This is a genomic window from Ramlibacter sp. 2FC (assembly GCF_005503345.1).
In the GTDB taxonomy this organism is placed as follows: domain Bacteria; phylum Pseudomonadota; class Gammaproteobacteria; order Burkholderiales; family Burkholderiaceae_C; genus SCMQ01.
In genome coordinates this window covers 22,732-44,517 of record NZ_SCMM01000040.1, presented here as the reverse complement: position 1 = coordinate 44,517, position 21,786 = coordinate 22,732, and the positions used below count along the sequence as shown (strand labels likewise).

Below are 21,786 nucleotides of genomic sequence, written 5' to 3'. Positions count from 1 at the left end.
GGCGCCGCGGGTGCGGAGGGCGCCTGGGCCGGGCGGGCCGGTTCGGCCTGCAGGTCGGCCATCTCGACGAAGTCGTCGGGCAGGTGCTCGAGCCGGATCAGGGCTTCGTTGCCCGAGAGCACGCAGGCCGTACGCAGCACATTGCTCAGCTGGCGCACGTTGCCGGGCCAGGGGTAGCACGCGAACAGGCGCTGCACCTCCTCGGACAGGCGCTTGCCGGCGCCGCCCTCGCAGCCCGAGCTCATCACATGCTTGACGATGGCGTCCAGGTCCGTGCGCTCGCGCAGCGCGGGCAGGCGCACCGCCAGGCCGTTGAGGCGGTAATAGAGGTCCTCGCGGAACTGGCCCGCGGCGATCATCTGCCGCAGGTTGCGGTGGGTGGCGCTGATCAGGGCGAAGTTGACCGGGATGCTGCGGTTGGAGCCCAGCGGCGAGATCACGCGCTCCTGCAGCGCGCGCAGCAGGCGGGTCTGCAGCGTCAGCGGCATGTCGCCGATCTCGTCGAGGAACAGCGTGCCGCCGTTGGCCATCTGCACCTTGCCCGCGGCGCCCTTGCGCCGGGCGCCGGTGAACGCGCCTTCCTCGTAGCCGAACAGCTCGGCCTCGATCAGGTTCTCGGGGATGGAGGCGCAGTTCACCGCGACGAAGGGGTGGCGCGCGCGGGCGGAGTCGTTGTGGATGGCCTTGGCCAGCAGCTCCTTGCCGACACCGGTCTCGCCGAGGATCAGGATGGGAATGTCGCAGCCCTGCACGCGGCGCAGCTTCTGCAGCGTCGCGGCCACCTGCGGATCGCCGGTGTCGAGGTAGCGCAGGCTGGACATCTGCTCGCGCCGCTGCGCGGCAACCGACGACGCGGAGGCGGCGTCCGCCGTCGGCGCCGACGGGTTCTGGCCGGGGCCGGAGGACAGGCCTTGCACCTGCCACAGCAGCTGCGGCCGGATGTCGGCGCGTGCGCGCACCGTGACACCGTTGGGCAGCGCCAGCGACAGCAGTTGCGGCGAGGCGGAGCGGCAACGGTCGATCAGCTCGTCCATCGACATGCCGAACAGCGAGGACAGGCTGTGGCGCTGCAGGCCCGCGGGGTCCTGGCCCAGCTGGAACAGCGCGCCCCGGTTCGCCGCCAGAAAGCGCCCGCCCTGGGAAAAGGCCACCAGCCCCTCGAACAGCGTGCCTATGAATTCCGGCCGCGAATGGAAATGCAGGCGCACGGTGTCCTGGAAGGTCTCGGAGAAGATCTGGTTCTCGATGATCTGGGCCGACATGCGGGCCAGCGCCATGGTGTGGCGGTGGTAGCCGCGCGCGTCGCCGGTCACGTCGAGCACGCCGACGATGGTGCCGCGGGGGCTGAAGATGGGCGTGCTGGAGCAGGTCAGGAAGTGGTTGGCCTTGAGGTAATGCTGGTCGGCATGGACGGTCACCGGGCTGCCCAGTGCGATCGCCGTGCCGATGGCGTTCGTGCCCTTGGCGGCCTCGGACCAGTCCACGCCCGGCTTGAGCGCCACCTTCTCGGCCTGGGCGAGGAAGCTGTCGTCGCCCAGCGAATGCAGGATGCGGCCCTCGCCATCGGTCAGCACCACCATGCTGTGGGTGTTGGCGATCTGCTCGTACAGCGCCTCCAGCACGGGGTAGGCCAGGGTGCCGAGTTGGTGGCTCTCGTCCAGCAGCGACTTCACGTGGCTGGGGCTGGCGCCCGTGAAGTCGGGGTCCATGCCGGGCTGCAGGCCGGCCTTGCGCGAGCGCTGCCAGGAGGCCTCGATCAGTCCCTGGTGCTCGTCCGAAACCGGCTCGGCCGCAGGCCAGGCGGCCCGCTCACCGATGGCTTTCGGTGTCTCTATCATGTCGTCTCCTCTGGTCGCCCCCTGCTCGCCGTCCGCCAGCCAGTCGGGCAACTGCAGGCGTTCGTTGAGCGGTGCTTGGGTCCATTCGGACGCCAACGGCGACGGTGATGCATCCCCTGGGGTGGAACCCGTGTCATTGCTCATTTTTGCATCACATGTTAAGTCGTATGTCACAGACGGAGCAATATCTTTGCCAGCCGGCGGGGCATTGCGCGCCGGGCAGCGCGGGCACGGCAATTGCAGAGAAGGGGCATCTGTGTCAACTCTCAACATACGGTGCCCCATGTCCCAGACCTCAACCAAGCGCCTTCATCGACTGCTGACCGCCCTGGTCCTCGCCGCGCCCCTGCTCGCGCAGGCCCACGGCGATGTCACGCCACAAGCGGTGGACACCCACACGCTGCCGCAGTTGGGCAGCCAGTGGCGCGAGAGCAACCCTTATGCGGAAGGCCCGGCCCAGGCGGAAGCCAGGCGCATCGGGTCCTCGGCCTACAACCAGAACTGCGCGCGCTGCCACGGCCTGGAAGCGATATCGGGCGGTGTCGCGCCCGACCTGCGCAAGTTCGACACGGATTGCGTGGGCATGGCCGACGCGGCCAAGAAGAAGGCCTGCTACGCCGAGATGCAGGACTACTTCGCGGCCACGGTGCGCCATGGGCGCACGCGCGACGGCCGGGTCTACATGCCGCCTTTCGACGGCGTGCTGTCGCAGGAGGCCGTGTGGGCCATCAAGACCTACCTCGAATCGCGCCGCGAGCCCTGAACCTGCCCGGGCTGCGCAGACCCTGAAGACAAGACCAGCGAAGGAGACGACATGAAGCCATCGATACAGACCACCGGCACGCTGCCGCGCGCGGCGGGGCTGGCGCGCCGGCAGCTGCTGCTGGCCGGCGCCGCAGCGGCCTTGACCGCGGGCCGGGCCAGGGCCGAACTGCCCGAGGTCCGCGAGCGCGGCAGCCTCAAGGTCGCGCTGTACCGCCACCACGCGCCGTTCTCGGACGGTGGCGCGCAGGGCGTGCGCGGCATCGACGCGGCCCTGGCCCAGGCCCTGGCCGAGCGCATGCGCCTGTCCGTGCAGTGGCTGCCCTTCGATGCCGGGGAGAACATGGGCGACGACCTGCGCAACATGGTCTGGCGCGGCCACTACCTCGGCTACGGACCGGCCGACCTGATGATGCAGGTGCCGATCGATCGCCAGCTGATCGCGCAGACGCGGCAGGTCGAGTTCCTGATGCCTTACTACCGCCACCGGCTGGTGTGGCTCAGCCGTGGCACGCCCTCGCGTGCCGATCTCGGCGCCATGGCGCTGGACGGGCTGCCCCTGGCTGCCGAGACCGGCACTGCCGCGGCGGGCGCGCTGCTCGGCTACGGCGGCGGGCGCTTTCGCGCCGCGGTCCGGCTCCTGCCCTCGGGCCTGGAGGCGGCGCGCGGCGTGGTCGCCGGCAGCTGGCCGGCGGCCTACGTGACCCAGGCCCAGGCCGAGTTCGCGCTCAAGGGCCTGGCTGACGCCGGCGACTACCTGGTCGAGCCCGCCGCGCTGCCCGGCACCCCGCCCAAGGGCTGGGCCGTGGGCCTGGCCATCAAGTCCGGCCAGCCCCAGCTCTCGCAGGCCCTGGCGCTGGCGATGAAGGGCTTGCAGGAGGACGGCACCCTGGCCGGCATCTGGCGCGAACACGGGCTCACGCCGCTCGCGCCCTGAGCCCGGAGCCGCTCAGGCCCCGAGGTTGCGCAGCGCTGCCTCGATCGCGGCTGCGGTGGCCAGCGGCTGCTCCATGGGGAACAGGTGGCTGCCGTCGAGCATGCTGATGCGGCCCTGCGTGATCTTCTGGGTCATCGCCATGCCGACCTGCCCGATTTCCGCCGACTGCAGTCCGCCGATGAAGGCCGCCGGGCACTTGAGCGGATGGCGGGCGAGCAGGCGGTCCAGGTTGTGCGGCAGGCTGTTGTAGATCGCGGTCTCTATGTCGCGGTCGAAGCTCAGCACGCGCCGGCCGTCGGCGTCGTGCGTGCCGTGCGCTATGTAGTCGGCCAGCACCTGCGGGTCCCAGCGCGCGAAGGCCTTCTTGTGGCGGAAATGCTCGAGTGCGGCCTCGGCGCTGGGCCAGGCGTTCCTGCGCTTGCGGCTCACCGCGCCGGGCGAGAGCGCGCCCACCAGCTGGGTGCGCTTGGCCATGCCGAGCGCCGTGGCGCGCCAGCCGCCCAGCAGCGGCGAGTCGATCAGCAGCACGCCGCGCGCCAGGGCCGGGTGGCGCGCCGCGCACATCAGGCTCAGGAAGCCGCCCAGCGAATGACCGACCAGGAAGGCCGGCTCGCCGGCGCGCGCGGTCTCGCGCTCGGCGAACTCGGCCAGCTGCTGCACCAGTTGCGGCCAGTTGCTGGTGACGGGCAGGCGAGGATCGTGGCCGAACTTGTCCAGCGCGCGCAGCTGGAAGCCGCGCCTCCTCAGCTGCTCGAACAGGACGCGGTAGGTGCCGGCGGGGAAGCTGTTGGCGTGCGAGAAGACGATCAGGGCCATGGGGTTGAGCGCCGCCGGGCCGCCCGTAGCCGTTGGTCTGCGAAGCGAACCAGGCGAAGGGCGGCATTGACGCTGCTGCACTGTACAGCTGCGCGCACCACGCTGCGCAGCGTCGCCCCAAGGTGCGAAGGCCCCCTAGGGGGGCAGCGAGGACACGAACGTGCCGAGCGTGGGGGCGACATGCGTCAGATCAGTTTTTCTTTGGGGTTGGTGATCTTCTTCAGCGGCCGGCAGGCCGGCGAGTCGATGCACAGCGGCACCTGGGTCGCGCCGCCTTCCCAGGCCGGGTCCTCGATGCTGTCGAAGACCTCGCGCAGCCGGCGTCCCCAGCTGTTGCGCAGCATCTGGAAATAGGGGTTGTCGTGGTCTATGCAGACCACGCGGTCGGTCTGCAGGCGGTCGGCCTCGTAGACCACCAGGTCCAGCGGCAGGCCGACCGAGAGGTTGGACTTGAGCGTGGAGTCCATCGACACCAGGGCGCATTTGGCGGCCTCGTCCAGCGGCGTGTCGGGCGTGATCACGCGGTCCAGCACCGGCTTGCCGTACTTGGACTCGCCGATCTGGAAGTAGGGCGTCTCGGAGGTGGCCTCGATGAAGTTGCCGGCCGAGTAGACCTGGAACAGGCGCATGCCCTCGCCCTGGATCTGGCCGCCGAAGATCAGCGAGACATTGAACTCCACGCCCGACTGCTTGAGCGCGGCGGCGTCGCGGTGGTGCACATGGCGCACGGCGGCGCCGAGCACGCGCGCCGCGTCGAACATGCTCCTGGCGTTCCAGATCGTGATCGGCTCGCCGCTCTCGGGGTCCTTGACCTGCTCGACCTGCAGGATCTCGCGCACCGACTGCGAGATCGAGAGGTTGCCGGCCGACAGCAGCACCATGAAGCGGTCGCCCGGCTTCTCGTAGACGATCATCTTGCGGAAGGTGTTGATCTGGTCCAGGCCCGCGTTGGTGCGCGAGTCGGACAGGAACACCAGGCCGGCGTTGAGCTTGATGGCGACGCAGTAGGTCATGGCTTTCAGGAGCGCGGGCCCTGGCTGGCCAGCAGTTTCTTCAGGGTGTAGAGGGCGTCCAGCGCGTCGCGCGGACTCAGGGCGTCGGGGTCGATGCCTTCGAGCGCCGATTCTACGAGGCTCGGCCCCGCGCCCTCGGCGGCGGGCGGGGCGGCGAACAGGTCGACCTGGGCCCGGCTCTGGCTGGCGCCGGCTTCCAGCGCGCCGAGCGCGTGGCGCGCATGGTTCAGCACGGCGGCCGGCATGCCGGCCAGGCGCGCCACCTGGATGCCGTAGCTGCGGCTCGCCGGGCCGGGCTGGATCTCGTGCAGGAACACGATGTCGTGGCCCGATTCGGCCGCGCTCACGTGCACGTTCACCGCGGCATGGTGGCTGGCCGGGAACTCGGTGAGCTCGAAGTAGTGGGTGGCGAACAGCGTGAAGGCCTGGGTCCTGTCGTGCAGCTGGGCCGCGATGCCGCTGGCCAGCGCCAGGCCGTCGAAGGTCGAGGTGCCGCGCCCGATCTCGTCCATCAGCACCAGCGAGTGCGGGGTGGCGCCGTGCAGGATCTGCGCGGCCTCGGTCATCTCGAGCATGAAGGTGGACTGCGCATTCGCCAGGTCGTCGGCCGCGCCGATGCGCGTGTGGATGGCGTCGATCGGACCCAGGCGGCAGCTCGCGGCCGGCACGTAGGAGCCGATCGAGGCCAGCAGCACGATCAGCGCGACCTGGCGCATGTAGGTCGACTTGCCGCCCATGTTGGGGCCGGTGATGACCTGCATGCGCTGCCGCTGCCCCAGCACGCAGTCGTTGGCGATGAAGCTGCCGCCCGAGGTCTCGGCCAGGCGCGCCTCGACCACCGGGTGGCGGCCCTGGCGGATCTCGATGCAGGGCTCCAGGGCGAACTGCGGCGCGCACCAGTTGAGCGTCAGCGAACGCTCGGCCAGGGCGCTGAGCGCGTCCAGCGCGGCCAGCGCGCGCGCCAGCTGAGTGAGCCGGGGCACGAAGGGCTGCAGCTGGTCGAGCAGCTGCTCGTACAGCCATTTCTCGCGCGCCAGGGCGCGCTCCTGGGCGGAGAGCGCCTTGTCCTCGAAGGCCTTGAGCTCGGGCGTGATGAAGCGCTCGGCGTTCTTCAGCGTCTGGCGGCGCCGGTAGTCGCCGGGCACCTTGTCGAGCTGGCCCTGGGTGACCTCGATGTAGAAGCCGTGCACTTTGTTGAACTGCACGCGCAGGTTGGCTATTGCCGTGCGCGCCTTCTCGCGCGTCTCCAGGTCGAGCAGGAAGGCGTCGCAGTTGGTCTGGATGGCGCGCAGCTCGTCGAGCTCGGCATCCAGTCCCAGGGCGATCACGCCGCCGTCGCGGACCAGGGCCGCGGGCTCCTCCATGATGGCGCGCTGCAGCAGGGCGGCGCAGCCGGCGGGTGGCTCGAGCTGGCGCGCCAGCTCGCCGAGCAGTCCCTCGGGCCCGGGCAGCTGGGGGGCTAGCTGCTCGGCCCTGAGCAGCGACAGCTGCAGCGCCACGAGCTCGCGCGGCCGCACCTGGCGCAGCGCAATGCGCGCCGTGATGCGCTCCACGTCGCTGCTGCCCTTGAGCTGGCTGCGCAGCCGGTGCCAGGGCCCTGCCCCGCTGTCGCCGCGCAGCGCGGCAATGGCCTGCAGGCGCTGGCGGGCCTGGCTGCGGTCGCGCTGCGGCGCCAGCAGCCAGGCCTTGAGAGCGCGGCTGCCCATGCCGGTCATGCAGCTGTCCAGCAGCGAGAACAGCGTGGGCGCGTCCTCGCCGCGCAGGGTCTGCACCAGCTCCAGGTTGCGCCGCGTGGCCGGCGGCAGCTCGATCAGCTCGTCGCTGCGCTGCACGCGCAGCTGGCGCACATGCGAGAGGGCGCGGCCCTGGGTGTGTTCGGCATAGGCCAGCAGGGCGGCCGCTGCCGCATGGGCCTGCGGCAGGGCCTCGGCGTCCCAGGCGGCCAGGCTGGCGGCCTGCAGCTGTTCGAGCAGCTTGCGCTGGCCCAGGGCTGCGTCGAACTGCCACTCGGGGCGCTGCGTCAGCGCCAGGCCCGCCGCGCGCGAGGAAACACGCAGCGCCTTCAGGCGCTGCTCGAAGGCCGGCGTGACCTCGCTGCTCGCTAGCAGCTCGCTGGGCGCGATGCGCTCGATCCAGTCGGCCAGCTCGTCGGGCGCGCATTCGGCCAGCTGCAGCTCGCCCTGGGTGACGCTGAGCCAGGCCAGGCCGCAGGCGTTGCGCGGTCCCTGGTGCACGGCCAGCAGGATGGACTCGGTCTTGTCGCCGAGCAGCTCGCTGTCGGTCAGCGTGCCGGGCGTGACCACGCGCACCACCTTGCGCTCGACCGGCCCCTTGGCGGTGGCGACATCGCCGACCTGCTCGCAGATCGCGACCGACTCGCCATGCTTGATCAGGCGGGCCAGGTAGCCCTCCATCGAATGGAAGGGCACGCCGGCCATGACCACCGGCTGGCCGGCCGACTGGCCGCGCCGCGTCAGCGTGATGTCCAGCAGCTCGGCGGCTTTTTCTGCGTCGGCGTAGAACAGCTCGTAGAAATCGCCCATGCGGTAGAACAGCAGGGTGTCGGGGTGCCCGGCTTTCAGGGCCAGGTACTGCTGCATCATGGGCGTATGGTCTTTGAGCGATTCAGTCACGGGAGGGGCAAGGTCGGAACGCATGCGGCTATTGTCCCAAAGCCGGCGCGGCGCACCCGGCATCCGTGGCCCTGTTCTTGCGCCGTCCCGGGAAACCCGTTAAATTGTTACAAAACAAGGCCCATCTTGCGGGCAAGAACAAGGGGTACAGGGCGTGACGAGTGAACCGGCGGCCGAACCGGCGCGTGCATCCATGGCATTTTTGTCCACGCTGCCAGCCAGTCCCGGCGTGCGGCGTCTGGCCCTGGCGGTGGTCCTGGTCTCGGCGGCCTTGTTCCTGCTGGCCGTGCCTTTCGCCAAGCTCCCCCTGCTGCCGGTGCCGGCCTTCATCCCCATCTACCAGTCGGCCCTGGTCATCAACGACCTGATCACCGCCGTGCTGCTGTTCGGGCAGTTCGCCATCCTGCGTTCGCGCGCCCTGGTGGTGCTGGCTGCGGCCTACCTGTTCAGTGCGCTGATGGCCGTGGCCCATACGCTGAGCTTTCCTGGCCTGTTCGCGCCGCAGGGCCTGTTGACCGGAGGCCCGCAGACCACGGCCTGGCTGTACTACCTATGGCATGGCGGCTTCCCCGTCCTGGTGATCGGCTACGCCCTGCTCAGCGGCCCCTGGCGCCTGCCCCTGCTCGCGGGGCGGCCTGTGGTCAGCCGGATGTCCACGCGCACCGTGGTGGTCGCGACGGTGGCGACCGTCGCGACCGCGGTCGCAGCGCTGGCCCTGCTGACCACGGCCGGGCACGACGCGCTGCCGGTCATCATGCAGGGCCAGCGCTATGCACCCGGCAAGCTGGTCGTGCAGACCGGCTCCTGGCTGATGGGCGTGCTGGCCCTGTGGCTGCTGTGGCGCCGGCGCGGGCTTTCGGTGCTCGACCTGTGGCTGATGGTCACGCTGTGCGCCTGGACCTTCGACATCGCCCTGGCCGCCGTGCTCAACGGTGGCCGTTTCGACCTGGGGTTCTACGCCGGACGGGCCTATGGACTGGTGGCGGCCAGCCTGGTGCTGGTCGTGCTGCTGCTAGAGAACGGGCGCCTGTACGCAGGGCTCGTGGCGGCGAACGAGAGCGAGCAGCGCGCCAAGCGTGCCGCGCAGGACGCCACGCGCATGAAATCGGAGTTCCTGGCCAACATGAGCCACGAGATACGCACCCCGATGAACGCGCTGTTCGGCATGGCCCAGCTGGTGGCCAAGAGCGCTCTGGACGCGCGCCAGCGCGACTACCTGGACAAGATGCTGCGCGCCGGCCGCCACCTGCTGGGCATCCTGGACGACGTGCTGGACTTCTCCAAGATCGAGGCCGGCAAGCTCAATATAGAGGCGATCGACTTCGAGCTCGAGCAGGTGCTGGCCGGCATCACCGACATGGTCCAGGAAAAGGCCTCGGCCAAGGGTCTGGAGCTGGTGGTCGACGTGGAGGACGCGGTGCCCAAGCGGATGGTCGGTGACCCGCTGCGGCTCGGTCAGATCCTGGTCAACTTTGCCAACAACGCGGTCAAGTTCACCGAGCACGGCGAGATCTCGATCAGCGTGTGCGTGCTGGAGCAGGGGCCGAGCGATGTGCTGCTGCGCTGCGCCGTGCGCGACACCGGCATCGGCTTGTCGACGCAGCAAGTCGCCAGCCTGTTCCATTCGTTCCAGCAGGCCGACAGCTCGACCACGCGCCGCTACGGGGGCACGGGCCTGGGGCTCGCGATTTCCAAGCGCCTGGCGGAGCTGATGGGCGGCAGCGTCGGGGTCGAAAGCACCCCGGGCCAGGGCGCCACCTTCTGGCTCACGCTGCGCCTGCAGAAGTCGACGCGCCAGCCGCGCGCGCTGCTGCCCGCCGCACATCTGCGCGGCAAGCGGGTGCTGGTGGTCGACGACAACGAGCACGCGCGCGCTGCGATCGCCCGCGCGCTGGCGGGCATGAGTTTCCGGGTCGCCGAGGCCGATTGCGGGCCCGTGGCGCTCAATACCTTACGCCGGGCCGACGACGCGGGCCAGGGCTTTGACGCGGTGACGCTGGACTGGCAGATGCCCGAGATGGACGGCATCGAGGTGGCCAGGCGCATCAACGCGATGGCGCTGCGCATCTGGCCCAGGCTGGTGCTGATCACCGGCCGCAGTCGCGAGGACGCGCTGCGCAGCGCCCAGGCGGTGGGCATGTGTCATGTGCTGATCAAACCGGTCAGCCCGTCCATCCTGTTCGACGCCCTGGTCGAGGCACTGAGCCAGCGCAACGGGGGGGGGACCGGCGAATGCGCTGGGGCCGGGCGGCACGCCCACCGTGGACGAATCTGCACGCTTCGCCGGCCTGCGCCTGCTGCTGGTGGAGGACAACGAGCTGAACCAGACCATCGCCAGCGGGCTGCTGGAGGCCGGTGGCGTGGCGGTGGATGTGGCGCCCGATGGCGCCGTGGCGCTGGACATGCTCGACGCGTCGGCCAACGGCTTCTATGCCGCGGTGCTGATGGACATGCAGATGCCGGTGATGGACGGGCTGGCGGCCACGCGCGCGCTGCGGCGCAATCCACGCTTTGCCAAGCTGCCGGTGATCGCCATGACCGCCAACGCGATGCAACACGACCGCGACGCCTGCCTGGCCGCCGGCATGAACGACCACGTCGCCAAGCCGATCGAGGAGGCCGTGCTCTGGGCGACCCTGGGGCGCCATGTCGGCGCGCCGGCGCCACGGCCGTCGCCCCTGGCGGACAAGGGTGCGGCCGACGACGCGGACGTGCTGCCCGAGCTCGGCGGCGTCGACATGGCCGCAGGCTTGCGGCGCTGCCTGGGCAACCGGCAGCGCTACCGACTGCTGCTGCAGCAGTTCGCGCAGACGCAGCGCGGGGTGCCGGACGCCGTGGTGGCGGCGCTCGGGCAGGGCGATGCGGCGGGCGCCGAGCGGGCTGCGCACACCCTCAGGGGGCTGGCGGCCACGATAGGCGCGCCGCAACTCGAGCAGCATGCCCAGGCCGTGGAGACGCTGATCCGCCAGGGACAGTCGCAAGCCGTGCTGCAGCTGCCCCTGGCAGCGCTGCGCGTCACCCTGGGCGAGCTGGTGGCGCAGATCGACGCGGCGATGGCACCTTCGGCCGCCGCGCCCCTCGATCCGTCTCGCGTGGCTTCGCTACAGGCCGCCTGCCGTCGGCTGATGGCGCTGCTGCGCGCAGGCGACACCGATGCGGTGCTGGCCTTCGAGCGCTTCGCGGCGCTGGCTGGCCCGGCCGCGCCGCGCCGGATGCAGGCGCTGGCTGCGGCGGTGCAGGCCCCCGACCATGCCACGGCGGTCAGGCTGCTCGGGGAACTGGCTGGGGAACTGTTTCCGGATTGAGGTCCGGCGGGCGGCGCTCAGGCGTCGCTGCCGTACTCCGGGCCTTCCTCGTCGTCCGCTTCCGTCTCCGCGGCCTGGCGCACGGCGGCCTTGTCGCCGGCGCTGGCGAACTTGCTGTACTTGCCCAGGATGCTCACGAGCTGGCCATAGACGCGCGGATTGCCGGCCAGGCATTCCTTCTGCTCGAGGAAGTCGGCCTCGCCGGTGAAGTTGCCGATCAGGCCGCCGGCCTCGGTGACCAGGAGCGAGCCGGCGGCCACGTCCCAGGGCTGCAGGCCGGTCTCGAAGAAGCCGTCGGTGAAGCCGGCCGCCACATAGGCCAGGTCCAGCGCGGCCGAGCCCGGGCGGCGCAGGCCGGCGGTGCGCTGCATCACGTCGGCCATCATGCGCAGGTAGAGCTTGAAGTTGTCGCCCTTGCGGAACGGGAAGCCCGTGGAGACCAGGCTCTCGTTCAGCTGGGTGCGCTTGCTCACACGGATGCGCCGCTCGTTGAGGTAGGCGCCGCGGCCCTTGGTCGCGGTGAACAGGTCGTTGCGGCTGGGGTCGTAGATCACGGCCTGCTCGATCTTGCCGCGCACGGCCAGCGCGATGCTCACGCAGTAGACCGGGAAGCCGTGGATGAAGTTGGTCGTGCCGTCCAGCGGGTCGATGATCCAGACATGGTCGGACTTGGGGTCGCCGTGGGTGCGACCCGACTCCTCGGCATGGATGCCATGGCCGGGGTAGGCGGTGAGCAGGGTCTCGATGATGGTCTGCTCGCTCGCGTGGTCCACCTCGGTGACGAAATCGTTGACCTGCTTCTGCGACACGCGCACGGCCTCCACGTCCAGCGCGGCGCGGTTGATGATGGCGCCGGCGGCGCGGGCGGCCTTGATGGCCACGTTGAGCATGGGGTGCAGATTGGACGACATTTTGTAGGGAAGAGCAGGCCGCAGGGTTCGGGGGCCGTCCCGGCGATGCGGGCGGCGACAATCGGGGGATTTTACCCGCCCGGCCTTCCTTGTGGCCCATTCAGACCGATGCAGACCCGCTTCATCCTGATCAACACCAGCCATGCCGGCAACGTGGGCGCCGCCGCGCGCGCCATGAAGGTCATGGGTTTCGACGACCTGGTGCTGGTGGCGCCGCGCTGGCCCGACGTGCTGACGCGTGAGGAGACCATGCAGCGCGCCAGCGGCGCCGAGGACCTGCTGGCGCGCGCGCGTGGTCGCGACCCTGGACGAGGCGCTGGACGGCGTCACCCACCTGTGCGCCACGGCCATGACGCCGCGCGACTTCGGCCCGCCCACGGTGGCGCCGCGCCCGCATTTCGAGGCGCTGGCCGCAGGCGAACACTCGGTGGCCTTCCTGTTCGGTTCGGAGCGCTTCGGCATGGCCAACGAGGACGTCTACCGCTGCCATGTGGCGCTCAGCATCCCGACCCATCCCCAGTTTGGCTCGCTGAACCTGGGCGCGGCGATCCAGGTGATCGCCTACGAATGGCGCATGGCGCTGGGCGGTTTCGCCGTGCAGCCGGCCAGGGCCGTGCCGCGGCTGGCCGACGCCCAGCAGCTGGCCGGCATGCTGGCGCACTGGGAGAGCGCGCTGACCGAGATCGGTTTTCTCGATCCGGCGGCGCCCAAGAAGCTGATGCCGCGGCTGAACCAGCTGTTCAACCGCGCCCAGCTCACGCAGGAGGAAATCCACATCCTCAGAGGTGTCGCCAAGGCCATGAGCGAGGCGGCCCGGCGGCCAAACCGATAGACTGCAGCCCCAGCAGATACAAGAAGCAACCATGTTCGCCCGCCTCCGCTCCGACATCCAGTGCATCCTCGACCGCGACCCCGCCGCGCGCAGCGCCTGGGAGGTGGTCACCTGTTACCCGGGGCTGCACGCGATCTGGTTGCACCGGCCGGCGCACTGGTGCTGGACGCACGGCCTCAAATGGCTGGGGCGATTCATCTCCCATGTCTCGCGCTGGCTCACCGGCATCGAGCTGCACCCCGGCGCGAAGATCGGCGAGCGCGTGTTCTTCGACCACGCCATGGGCGTGGTGGTCGGCGAAACGGCCGAGATCGGCGACGGCTGCACCATCTACCAGGGCGTCACGCTGGGCGGTACCTCGCTCTACAAGGGCGCCAAGCGCCACCCGACCCTGGGCCGCGACGTGGTGATTGGAGCCGGCGCCAAGGTGCTGGGCGGCTTCACCGTGGGCGACGGGGCCAAGGTCGGCTCCAATGCGGTCGTGACCAAACCGGTGCCGGCCGGCGCCACGGCGGTGGGCAATCCGGCGCGCATCATCGAGGCCGAAGCCGACGCCAAGCGCGAGGTTGCGGCCTCGCGCATGGGCTTCTCGGCCTATGGCGTGACGCAGAACGACGACCCGCTGTCCCAGGCCATGCGCGGCCTGATCGACAACGCGGCCAGCCAGGAGCACCAGATCGCATTGCTGTGGCAGGCCATAGAGAAGCTGTCGACGGGTCAGCCGCAGGCGGAATGCGTGCCGCGCGACGCGGCGCGCGAGGAGCATTTCGAGGCCGCCAAGCTGAACCAGCTGGTCGGCAAGTAGGCCGGCGGGCGCGCCGGTCCCTGGCGCTCTCAGCTGGACTTGGGCGCGCGCACGGCGCTCTTGGGCCGGAAGGCCTGGCAGACCGCGTCGTGGGTCTCCAGGTAGGGCCCGCCTATCAGGTCGATGCAGTAGGGCACGGCGGCGAAGATGCCGTGCACCAGGGGCTGGCCCGCGGCGTCCTTCAGGCCCTCCAGCGTCTCGGCGATGGACTTGGGCTGGCCGGGCAGGTTGATGATCAGGCTCTTGTCCCGGATCACCGCCACCTGGCGCGACAGGATGGCCGAGGGCACGAAGCGCAGGCTGATCTGGCGCATCTGCTCACCGAAGCCCGGCATTTCCTTGTGCGCCACGGCCAGCGTGGCCTCGGGCGTCACGTCGCGCGGCGCCGGGCCGGTGCCGCCGGTGGTCAGCACCAGGGCGCAGCCGGCGTCCACCAGCTCGATCAGCGTGGCGCTGATGCGCCCCTGCTCGTCGGGGATCAGGCGCGGCTCGAACTGGATCGGGTTCTTGAGCGCGCGCGTGAGCCAGTCCTGCAACGCGGGCAGGCCCTGGTCGGGGTAGATACCGCTGGAGGCGCGGTCGCTGATCGAGACGATGCCGATCTTGACCGCATCGAAGCTCGTGGTCTCATTCATCGCTGGGCTCCTGGTCGTCGTTCGCGGTGCTGCCCGTTGCGCCGAGCTGCGCCTTGACCAGCTGGAACAACTCGCGGTAGGCGCGGCCCTGGCGCGGCGCCAGGCCCTTGGATTCGGCCGCCCGGTCGGGTGCCGGCGCGTCCTTGCGCGCCTGGCGGACCAGGGCGCGCAGCTGCTGGCTGTCGGTGCCGGGGAAGGCCTGCATCCAATCGCTGAAGGCCTCCTCCTGCGCGATCAGGCGGTCGCGCCACTGCTCGGCCTGGTGCAGGGCCAGGGTATCGCGTGCCGAGCCCAGGCGCTGCTCGTCGAGCGCGGCGCGCACCGCGGCGATGGCCTCGGGATCGAGCTGGCGCATCAGCTTGCCGATGAACTGCATCTGGCGGCGCTTGCCCTCGAAGTTGCTGATGCGCCGCGCCTCGGCCAGGGCCTCGGTCAGCTTGTCGGAAAGTTGAAGCCGCGCCATCAGGTCGGCGCGCAGGGCCAGCAGCTCCTCGCCCAGCGCCTGCAGCTCGGCGCTCTCGCGCTTGAGGTCGGTCTTGCTGGGCTCGTCGCTGCCCTTGAGCTCGCGCTTGAGCTCCAGGTCGAGTTCACTGCCCTCGGCCACGAAGTGGCCTCGGACGTAATAGCCTTTTTTGGGTTTTCGGGACATGGAGATGGTCGGGGCAGACGGGTCGCGGGACGGCAAGTATCATAGCCGGCACCATGACGCAAATTGCCTCCCGTGCCCAAAGCGGCTTCAGCTACAGCCGCGCCTTTTTCGAAGACCTGGTCGACCGCGCGCTCGCGCATGCGAAGAAGCTGGGCGCGAGCGACGCCGGCGCCGAGGCCTCCGAGGGCTGCGGCCTCTCGGTCAGCGTGCGCTGCGGCGAGCTCGAGACGGTGGAGCGCAACCGCGACAAGTCGCTGGGCGTGACGGTCTACCTGGGCCAGCGCCGCGGCAATGCCAGCACCTCCGATTTCTCGCGCGCCGCGATCGAGCAGACCGTGCAGGCGGCCTACGACATCGCGCGCTTCACTGCCGAAGACCCGGTGGCCGGCCTGCCCGAGGCCGAGGACATCGCGACCGAGCACCAAGACCTGGACCTGTTCCACCCCTGGCCGATCACCAGCGAGGAGGCGGCGCGCCTGGCCAAGACCTGCGAGGCCGCGGCCTTCGCCACCGACCGGCGCATCACCAACAGCGAGGGCGCGGGCGTCTCGGCCCAGCAAAGCCATTTCTTCAGCGCCCACACCCGCGGTTTCCGCGGCGGCTACGCGAGCTCGCGCCACAGCCTGTCGGTGGCGCCGATCGCGGGCAAGGGCGAGGACATGCAGCGCGACGCCTGGTACAGCTCGATGCGCAGCGCCGACGAGCTGGCCTCGGCCGAGGCCGTGGGCCGCTACGCGGCCGAGCGCGCGCTCAGTCGCCTCAAGAGCCGCAAGATTCCCACCACCGAATGCCCGGTGCTGTTCGAGTCGCCGCTGGCCGCCGGCCTGCTGGGCGGCTTCGTGCAGGCCACCAGTGGCGGCGCGCTCTACCGCAAGAGCAGCTTCCTGCTCGATTCGCTGGGCAAGCAGGTCTTTCCCAAGCACATCGACATTGCCGAGGACCCGTTCGTCAAGCGCGGCAAGGGCAGCTCCCCGTTCGACGAGGAAGGCGTGCGCACGCGCGCGCGCAAGGTGGTCGAGGCCGGCCGGGTGGAAGGCTACTTCCTGTCCAGCTATTCGGCGCGCAAGCTCGGCATGAAGACCACGGGCAATGCCGGCGGATCGCACAACCTCACACTGCGCTCGCGCCTGACCCGCGCCGGCGACAACCTGGACGAGATGCTGAAGAAGCTAGGCACCGGCCTGTTCGTGATCGAGCTCATGGGCCAGGGCGTCAATTACGTGACCGGCGACTACTCGCGCGGCGCGAGCGGCTTCTGGGTCGAGAACGGCCGCATTGCCTACCCGGTGCACGAGATCACCATCGCCGGCAACCTCAAGGCCATGTTCAAGGGCATAGCGGCCGTCGGCGCAGACGCCTACAACTACGGCGCCAAGACCGTGGGCTCGGTGCTGGTCAACCGCATGACGGTCGCCGGCAGCTGAGGTCCCGGGGGCAAGTCAGGCCCGCAGGCGGGTTCAGCCGGCGAGCGCGGCCTTGACGGCGGCCGAGACCTGGCCCATGTCGGCCTTGCCCGCCAGGCGGGTCTTGACCAGGCCCATGACCTTGCCCATGTCGCCCGGTCCGGCCGTGCGTCCCAGCTCAGCGCCGAGCTCGGCCACGATGGCCTTGACCTCGGCTGCCACTTCCTCGGCCGACAGGCGCGCGGGCAGGTAGGCCTGCAGCACCGCGAGCTCGGCGCCTTCCTTGTCGGCCAGGTCCTGGCGGCCGGCCTGGGTGAAGGCGGCGATGCTGTCCTTGCGCTGCTTGATCAGCTTGTCGACCACGGCGACCACGGCGGCATCGTCGAGTGTGATGCGTTCGTCGACTTCCTTCTGCTTGATCGCCGCCTGCAGCAGGCGGATGGTGCCCAGGCGCTCGCTGTCCTTGGCGCGCATCGCGGCTTTCATGTCTTCGGTGATCTGGTCCTTGAGGCTCATGGCTTGCTCCTTGGGGGCGTTGGAGGGCAGGAAAAAACAAAAACCCGCGCGAGGCGTCCCTGGCGCGGGCTGAGGGGCCGAAGCCGCTGCGATCAGTACAGCTTCTTGGGCAGCTGCATGCTGCGCACGCGCTTGTAGTGGCGCTTGACGGCGGCAGCCTTCTTGCGCTTGCGCTCGGCGGTGGGCTTCTCGTAGAACTCGCGGGCACGCAGGTCGGTCAGCAGGCCGAGCTTCTCGATGGTGCGCTTGAAGCGACGCAGGGCGACGTCAAACGGCTCGTTTTCTTTCACGCGGATGGTGGTCATTAGCGAATGTTTTCCAAATTGTGCCGCCAGAGGGTCGCAGGGAAGATCGGGCCCTGGGCCATACGCGGCGGATTTTCCCCGTCTATATCGACTTTAACTAGTATTTGGCCGACGGGGCAATGCCACAAAGCCCAAGATTATAGCCTTACTGCGCCTGTGTTCAAGGCGCCGCCACGCGGCGTCAGTGCCGCAGCCGCGCCGCTAGCCCCTGCGCGCAGGCTTGGCCGCTGGCCCAGGCCCACTGGAAGTTGTAGCCGCCCAGCCAGCCGGTCACGTCGACCACTTCGCCGATGAAGTACAGGCCCGGTTGCCTGGACTCCATGGTCTGCGAGGACAGCTCGCGCGTGTCCACCCCGCCCAGCGTGACCTCGGCTTTGCGCCAGCCCTCGGTGCCGGTGGGCGTGAGCTCCCAGCGTGCCAGGCGCTCGGCCAGCAGGTTCAGCGCCTTGTCCGAGGCCTCGGCGATAGTGCGCTGCCAGCCGGCTTCCTGCTGCACCCAGGCCTCGGCCAGGCGCGCCGGCACCAGGCCGGCCAGCTCGTTGACGATCAGCTTGCGCGAGCTGGCCTTGGCGCGCGCCAGGGCCTGGGGCAGGTCGACGTCGGGGGCGAGGTTGAGTCGGATCGGCTGCTGCTCGCGCCAGTAGCTCGAGATCTGCAGCACGGCGGGGCCGGACAGGCCGCGGTGGGTGAACAGCAGGTCCTCGAGGAAGCTGGCGCGCCCCTTTTTGGTGCCTGTTTCCATGGCCACCGGCAGCGAGAGGCCGGCCAGGGCTGCGTAGGGCGCCCAGGCCTCGCCGTCGAAGCTCAGGGGCACCAGGCCGGGGCGCGGCTCGACCAGGCGCAGCCCGAACTGGCGGGCGATGCGGTAGCCGAAGTCGCTGGCGCCTATCTTGGGGATGGACAGGCCGCCGGTGGCGACGACCACGGCGCGACTGTGGACCGGGCCGCGGTCGCTGTCGAGCAGGTAGCCCTCGCTGCCGTCGGGGCCAGCGCCGGTGCGCAGGGCCCGCACGGCGCAGGGTTGCCAGTGCTGCACGCCGCCGGCCGCGCATTCGGCCAGCAGCATGCGGATGATGTCTTCGGACGAGCGGTCGCAGAACAGCTGGCCCTTGTGCTTCTCGTGGAAGGCGATGCCGTGGCGCTGCACCAGGGCGATGAAATCCTGCGGTGTGTAGCGCGCCAGGGCCGAGCGGCAGAAATGCGGGTTCTCGCCCAGGAAATGCCGCTGCGGCGCGGCCGGGTCGAGCAGGCGGTTGGTGAAGTTGCAGCGGCCGCCGCCCGAGATGCGGATCTTCTCGGCCACCTTCTCGCTGTGGTCCAGCAACAGCACCTTGAGGCCGAGCTGGCCCGCCACTCCCGCGCAAAACAGGCCGGCCGCGCCGGCCCCCACGATCACCACGTCAAATGCTTGCATGGCCCGCAGTGTAGGGGCTGGTCCGCCGCGGGACCGCTCGTGGCGCCGGCTTCTTCCGGTCGACCTTCAGCCTGCCAGCCGGCTGCGGCCGGCCAGCGACACGGCCTTGAGCGAGAGGCCGTCGATCTCGCTGGTGATGCCGGACAGCACATTCGCCACCACGGCGAATTCGCGCCCGTGCTGGCCGGCGCGCGCCGCCATCACCTGGGCATTGAAGCTCACCACCTTGGCCTCGCGCGCCACGGTCTGGATCGACGAAACGATCTGGCTCAGCTCGCGCATCAGCGACTCGGACTGGGCCTTGGTGACGTGGTCGAAGGCCGAGGTGGCGGTGTTCAGGGCCTCGAGCACCTGGTCGGTGCTGGCGACCAGGGTGGCCACTGACGCCCCGACGCGCGGGCTATTCCGGTCGATCAGGTCCAGGGTGCTGCGGACCTGTTCGGCGAAGGCGTCGATGGTGGCGCTGACGCCCTCGGGGCCGCGGTAGGCCTGGCGGATATGGTCGGCGCTGCCGGTCTCCAGGGTGCGCGGTGTGTCCACGAGGCGGGCCTGGCTGTCGCTGAACAGGGCCAGCGTGCGCCGGGCTGCCTCCAGTTGCTGGGCGCTGCCCTGGGCAGCCAGCACCGTCTGCAGAACCAGGCGTTGCGAGAGCATGCGCTGGCGCGCGGCCAGGTTCAGCAGGGAGATGTCGGCGCTGCGCGGGCGGCTTGGCGCCAGGCTCGGCTTGCTCGGGGGAGAGGTCAGGACAGCCATGAAAACACCCATAGTTTCGGGAACACAGGCGGCTTGAAAGCAATACCTGCGCCAGAGTTTCCCCGGGCGATCCGCCGGGGCGGGGGCGTCAGGCGGTCCGGGCCTGCGCCGTCGGGGCCTGCGCCACGGCGGCCACGCCCTGCACCACGTCGCCGACGACGATGACCGAGGGACTGGCCAGGCCTTCGCGCGCGATGGTCGCCTGCAACTCGCCCAGGGTGGTCACGGCATGGCGCTGGCTGGGCAGGCTGGCGCGCTGGATCACGGCCACCGGGGTGCGGGCCGGCAGGCCGGTCAGCAGTTCGCTCTGGATCTGGGCGGCGCTGCTCACGCCCATGTAGATCACCAGGGTGAGCTTGGCGTCGCGCGCGGTGGCGGCGAGCTGGCGCCAGTCGGTGCCGGCGTCGCCCGGCTTGGCATGGCCGGTGATGAAGACCACGCCGTGGGCATGCTCGCGATGGGTCAGCGGCGCGCCCAGCGAACTCAGGGCGGCGAGGCCGGCCGTGATGCCGTTGACCACCTCGACCTCGATGCCGGCTTCGCGCAGGTGCTCCACCTCCTCGCCGCCACGGCCGAAGATGAAGGGGTCGCCGCCCTTGAGGCGCACCACCCGGTCGCCTTCGCGCGCGGCCATGATCATGAGCTTCTCGATGAAGGCCTGCGGCGTGCTCTTGCAGCCGCCGCGCTTGCCGACATGGACGATGCGCGCGCCGGGGGCGGCATAGGCGAGGATGTCGTCGCCGACCAGGTCGTCGACCAGCAGCACGGTCGCGGCCTGGATCGCCTTGACGGCCTTGAGCGTGAGCAGCTCCGGGTCGCCGGGGCCTGCGCCAACCAGGGTGACCTTGCCGGTCATGCCGGGGGTGGAAGGGCTGTGTTTCATGATGCCGACACCTCATGCAAGATGTGTTCCACCTGCAGGGCGATTGGCGCCGGCAGCGGCAGGCTGCCCTCCAGCACCGCCTGGATGTAGGTGGCGGTGCTGGCCGCGTCGATGGCCTTGGGCAGTTCCGGAAGGTTGGCCAGGGAGCCACCCTGGGCTTCCTGCACGCAGATGCGCCGGCCGTCGCGGAAGACGTCCATCTGCGGCGTGCGGCGCGCGTCCGCCACCGGCTCGCCCTCGGTGCCGCGCAACAGCAGGGCATGAGCGCCCACCAGCTCGAAGGTGGCGGTCATGGACAGGGCGTATTCGGGGTGGGTGTAGCTGCCGACGATCAGGCTGGGCCCGGCGCAGGGGTTCATGAGCTTGACCAGGCTGTGGGCCGAGTTGCGCAGGCCCACGGCGCGCCGAACGTCCAGCAGGCGCTTGAGGCCGGGGTGGAGCAGCTCGGTCGGCGCGTAGGCCAGTTGCCCTGGCGCGAGTTGGGGCAGGGCGGTCTCGGGCCGGATGCCCAGGGCCTCGAACACCTCGGACGAGCACACGCGCCGGGTCTCGGTGGGCGTGCCGTGCACCAGCACGGGCAGGCCATGGCGCGCCAGCAGCAGGGCCAGCAGCGGGGTCAGCACCGGCAGCTTGCGCGCGCCGTTGTAGCTGGGCAGCACGACCGCCGGCCGCTCGGTCGCCGGCAGCCGGTTCAGCCGCGCATGCGTGGCGTCGAGGAAGCCGGCCATCTCCTCGGGCGTCTCGCCCTTGATCCGCATGGCCAGGCAGAAACCGCCGATCTCCAGGTCGCTCACGCTGCCGTCGAGCACCTGGCCGAACAGGTCGGCCGCCTGCTCGCGCGTGAGGGCGCGCGCCCCGTCCTTGCCTCGGCCGATTTCCCGGATGTACTGGCTGATTCCCATGGCGCGATTGTCCGTGAACTTTGATGACTTATGGTTATATGGAAAAAGAGGCGGCGCCGGCACCGGCGCGGCGCTCAGGCCGGCACGCTGCGCAGCAGGCGCTCGAGCTGTACCAGCTGCGGCACCACCGGCCCGGCGAAACGCAGCGCCTCGCCCTCGGAGATCACGAGGGAGGGGAAAGTCTCGATGTCGAGGTCGCCGAGCTGCTCGGCCTCGTCCTCGACATCCAGCCAGCGGAAGGCCAGCTCGGGGTGGGCCTGGCGCAACTGCTCGTACAAGGCCTTGAACTCGCGGCAGACGCCGCACCATTCGGCGCACAGGCAGACCACCGCGCCCGCAGGGCGGGCGCCGGCGGCCTCACGCAGGGTTTGCGCGATCAGCTGGCGGTAGATGTCGGAACTCAAGATGGCACACCAGGGTCAGGGGCTCAGCGCCCCGCAACCGCTAGTGTGCATCATCTTGGCGGCGCGATGC

The 21,786-nt window shown here is 70.1% G+C and carries 19 protein-coding genes and 2 pseudogenes; 7 read left to right on the top strand and 14 right to left on the bottom strand.

Annotated features, from left to right (window positions below):
- The coding region (locus FFS10_RS16560) for a sigma-54-dependent Fis family transcriptional regulator (protein ID WP_137895578.1) at positions 1-1,838 on the bottom strand (1,838 nt) is incomplete at its 3' end.
- Between the two features lie 283 nt (positions 1,839-2,121).
- Here FFS10_RS16560 and pedF point away from each other — a divergent pair.
- A complete protein-coding gene (gene pedF / locus FFS10_RS16555) occupies positions 2,122-2,601 on the top strand; it encodes a cytochrome c-550 PedF (protein WP_137895577.1) in 480 nt (159 codons plus the stop codon).
- A 51-nt stretch (positions 2,602-2,652) separates the two neighbouring features.
- Positions 2,653-3,537 (top strand): substrate-binding periplasmic protein, encoded by an 885-nt coding sequence (locus FFS10_RS16550; protein WP_137895576.1) that lies wholly within the window; start codon positions 2,653-2,655, stop codon positions 3,535-3,537.
- A gap of 12 nt (positions 3,538-3,549) precedes the next feature.
- Here FFS10_RS16550 and FFS10_RS16545 read toward each other — a convergent pair whose 3' ends face one another.
- The 3 genes from FFS10_RS16545 to mutS form a co-directional block, all read right to left on the bottom strand.
- Positions 3,550-4,353 (bottom strand): alpha/beta hydrolase, encoded by an 804-nt coding sequence (locus FFS10_RS16545; protein ID WP_137895575.1) that lies wholly within the window; start codon positions 4,351-4,353, stop codon positions 3,550-3,552.
- Between the two features lie 185 nt (positions 4,354-4,538).
- The gene (locus tag FFS10_RS16540) at positions 4,539-5,366 is read right to left on the bottom strand and encodes a proteasome-type protease (RefSeq protein WP_137895574.1); all 828 of its coding nucleotides are present in this window, start codon (positions 5,364-5,366) and stop codon (positions 4,539-4,541) included.
- A gap of 5 nt (positions 5,367-5,371) precedes the next feature.
- Entirely contained in the window at positions 5,372-8,023 is a 2,652-nt protein-coding gene (mutS, locus tag FFS10_RS16535) for a DNA mismatch repair protein MutS (protein ID WP_249931325.1), read from the bottom strand.
- A gap of 169 nt (positions 8,024-8,192) precedes the next feature.
- Between mutS and FFS10_RS23865 the strand changes: the two are divergent.
- Both FFS10_RS23865 and FFS10_RS16515 read left to right on the top strand, forming a co-directional pair.
- Positions 8,193-10,127, top strand: a pseudogene (locus tag FFS10_RS23865) (MASE4 domain-containing protein); the annotation flags it as partial.
- Between the two features lie 133 nt (positions 10,128-10,260).
- Complete coding sequence (locus FFS10_RS16515) at positions 10,261-11,304, top strand: response regulator (RefSeq protein ID WP_137895573.1); 1,044 nt, start codon at positions 10,261-10,263, stop codon at positions 11,302-11,304.
- Positions 11,305-11,321: 17 nt separating this feature from the next.
- Here FFS10_RS16515 and FFS10_RS16510 read toward each other — a convergent pair whose 3' ends face one another.
- The gene (locus tag FFS10_RS16510) at positions 11,322-12,215 is read right to left on the bottom strand and encodes an inositol monophosphatase family protein (RefSeq protein ID WP_137895572.1); all 894 of its coding nucleotides are present in this window, start codon (positions 12,213-12,215) and stop codon (positions 11,322-11,324) included.
- Positions 12,216-12,323: 108 nt separating this feature from the next.
- Between FFS10_RS16510 and FFS10_RS16505 the strand changes: the two are divergent.
- Both FFS10_RS16505 and cysE read left to right on the top strand, forming a co-directional pair.
- A pseudogene (locus tag FFS10_RS16505) lies at positions 12,324-13,047 on the top strand (RNA methyltransferase).
- A 31-nt stretch (positions 13,048-13,078) separates the two neighbouring features.
- On the top strand, positions 13,079-13,852 hold the full coding sequence (gene cysE / locus FFS10_RS16500) for a serine O-acetyltransferase (RefSeq protein WP_137895571.1): 774 nt from the start codon (positions 13,079-13,081) through the stop codon (positions 13,850-13,852).
- A 29-nt stretch (positions 13,853-13,881) separates the two neighbouring features.
- Here cysE and mog read toward each other — a convergent pair whose 3' ends face one another.
- Together mog and yjgA are read right to left on the bottom strand one after the other, a co-directional pair.
- Positions 13,882-14,487: a molybdopterin adenylyltransferase gene (gene mog / locus FFS10_RS16495; RefSeq protein WP_137895570.1), complete on the bottom strand. Its 606-nt coding sequence runs from the start codon at positions 14,485-14,487 to the stop codon at positions 13,882-13,884.
- Positions 14,480-15,136: a ribosome biogenesis factor YjgA gene (gene yjgA / locus FFS10_RS16490; RefSeq protein WP_137895569.1), complete on the bottom strand. Its 657-nt coding sequence runs from the start codon at positions 15,134-15,136 to the stop codon at positions 14,480-14,482. Before yjgA ends, mog begins: the two co-directional genes overlap by 8 nt.
- Positions 15,137-15,189: 53 nt before the next feature.
- Here yjgA and pmbA point away from each other — a divergent pair, with 53 nt between their 5' ends.
- Entirely contained in the window at positions 15,190-16,560 is a 1,371-nt protein-coding gene (gene pmbA / locus FFS10_RS16485) for a metalloprotease PmbA (RefSeq protein ID WP_137895568.1), read from the top strand.
- 33 nt (positions 16,561-16,593) lie between these two features.
- Here the strand turns inward: pmbA and FFS10_RS16480 are convergent, their stop codons facing one another.
- The 7 genes from FFS10_RS16480 to FFS10_RS16450 form a co-directional block, all read right to left on the bottom strand.
- The gene (locus FFS10_RS16480) at positions 16,594-17,055 is read right to left on the bottom strand and encodes a GatB/YqeY domain-containing protein (RefSeq protein WP_137895567.1); all 462 of its coding nucleotides are present in this window, start codon (positions 17,053-17,055) and stop codon (positions 16,594-16,596) included.
- Between the two features lie 92 nt (positions 17,056-17,147).
- Positions 17,148-17,360 (bottom strand): 30S ribosomal protein S21, encoded by a 213-nt coding sequence (rpsU, locus tag FFS10_RS16475; RefSeq protein WP_007833691.1) that lies wholly within the window; start codon positions 17,358-17,360, stop codon positions 17,148-17,150.
- A gap of 181 nt (positions 17,361-17,541) precedes the next feature.
- Complete coding sequence (locus FFS10_RS16470) at positions 17,542-18,774, bottom strand: BaiN/RdsA family NAD(P)/FAD-dependent oxidoreductase (protein ID WP_137895566.1); 1,233 nt, start codon at positions 18,772-18,774, stop codon at positions 17,542-17,544.
- Positions 18,775-18,840: 66 nt separating this feature from the next.
- A complete protein-coding gene (locus FFS10_RS16465) occupies positions 18,841-19,527 on the bottom strand; it encodes a methyl-accepting chemotaxis protein (RefSeq protein WP_137895565.1) in 687 nt (228 codons plus the stop codon).
- Positions 19,528-19,615: 88 nt separating this feature from the next.
- Positions 19,616-20,410 (bottom strand): uroporphyrinogen-III C-methyltransferase, encoded by a 795-nt coding sequence (cobA, locus tag FFS10_RS16460; RefSeq protein WP_171016139.1) that lies wholly within the window; start codon positions 20,408-20,410, stop codon positions 19,616-19,618.
- Entirely contained in the window at positions 20,407-21,312 is a 906-nt protein-coding gene (gene ybiB / locus FFS10_RS16455; protein ID WP_137895564.1) for a DNA-binding protein YbiB, read from the bottom strand. Before ybiB ends, cobA begins: the two co-directional genes overlap by 4 nt.
- 74 nt (positions 21,313-21,386) lie before the next feature.
- The gene (locus tag FFS10_RS16450; RefSeq protein WP_171016138.1) at positions 21,387-21,716 is read right to left on the bottom strand and encodes a thioredoxin family protein; all 330 of its coding nucleotides are present in this window, start codon (positions 21,714-21,716) and stop codon (positions 21,387-21,389) included.
- Positions 21,717-21,786: the final 70 nt, after the last annotated feature.

Coding starts and splice junctions, on each gene's coding strand:
- FFS10_RS16550 (WP_137895576.1), top strand. CDS start 2,653: ATGAAGCCATCGATACAGACCACCGGCACGCTGCCGCGCGCGGCGGGG.
- mutS (WP_249931325.1), bottom strand. CDS start 8,023: ATGCGTTCCGACCTTGCCCCTCCCGTGACTGAATCGCTCAAAGACCAT.
- rpsU (WP_007833691.1), bottom strand. CDS start 17,360: ATGACCACCATCCGCGTGAAAGAAAACGAGCCGTTTGACGTCGCCCTG.
- cysE (WP_137895571.1), top strand. CDS start 13,079: ATGTTCGCCCGCCTCCGCTCCGACATCCAGTGCATCCTCGACCGCGAC.
- pedF (WP_137895577.1), top strand. CDS start 2,122: ATGTCCCAGACCTCAACCAAGCGCCTTCATCGACTGCTGACCGCCCTG.
- mog (WP_137895570.1), bottom strand. CDS start 14,487: ATGAATGAGACCACGAGCTTCGATGCGGTCAAGATCGGCATCGTCTCG.
- FFS10_RS16510 (WP_137895572.1), bottom strand. CDS start 12,215: ATGTCGTCCAATCTGCACCCCATGCTCAACGTGGCCATCAAGGCCGCC.
- FFS10_RS16470 (WP_137895566.1), bottom strand. CDS start 18,774: ATGCAAGCATTTGACGTGGTGATCGTGGGGGCCGGCGCGGCCGGCCTG.
- cobA (WP_171016139.1), bottom strand. CDS start 20,410: ATGAAACACAGCCCTTCCACCCCCGGCATGACCGGCAAGGTCACCCTG.
- pmbA (WP_137895568.1), top strand. CDS start 15,190: ATGACGCAAATTGCCTCCCGTGCCCAAAGCGGCTTCAGCTACAGCCGC.
- FFS10_RS16540 (WP_137895574.1), bottom strand. CDS start 5,366: ATGACCTACTGCGTCGCCATCAAGCTCAACGCCGGCCTGGTGTTCCTG.
- yjgA (WP_137895569.1), bottom strand. CDS start 15,136: ATGTCCCGAAAACCCAAAAAAGGCTATTACGTCCGAGGCCACTTCGTG.
- ybiB (WP_137895564.1), bottom strand. CDS start 21,312: ATGGGAATCAGCCAGTACATCCGGGAAATCGGCCGAGGCAAGGACGGG.
- FFS10_RS16545 (WP_137895575.1), bottom strand. CDS start 4,353: ATGGCCCTGATCGTCTTCTCGCACGCCAACAGCTTCCCCGCCGGCACC.
- FFS10_RS16480 (WP_137895567.1), bottom strand. CDS start 17,055: ATGAGCCTCAAGGACCAGATCACCGAAGACATGAAAGCCGCGATGCGC.
- FFS10_RS16465 (WP_137895565.1), bottom strand. CDS start 19,527: ATGGCTGTCCTGACCTCTCCCCCGAGCAAGCCGAGCCTGGCGCCAAGC.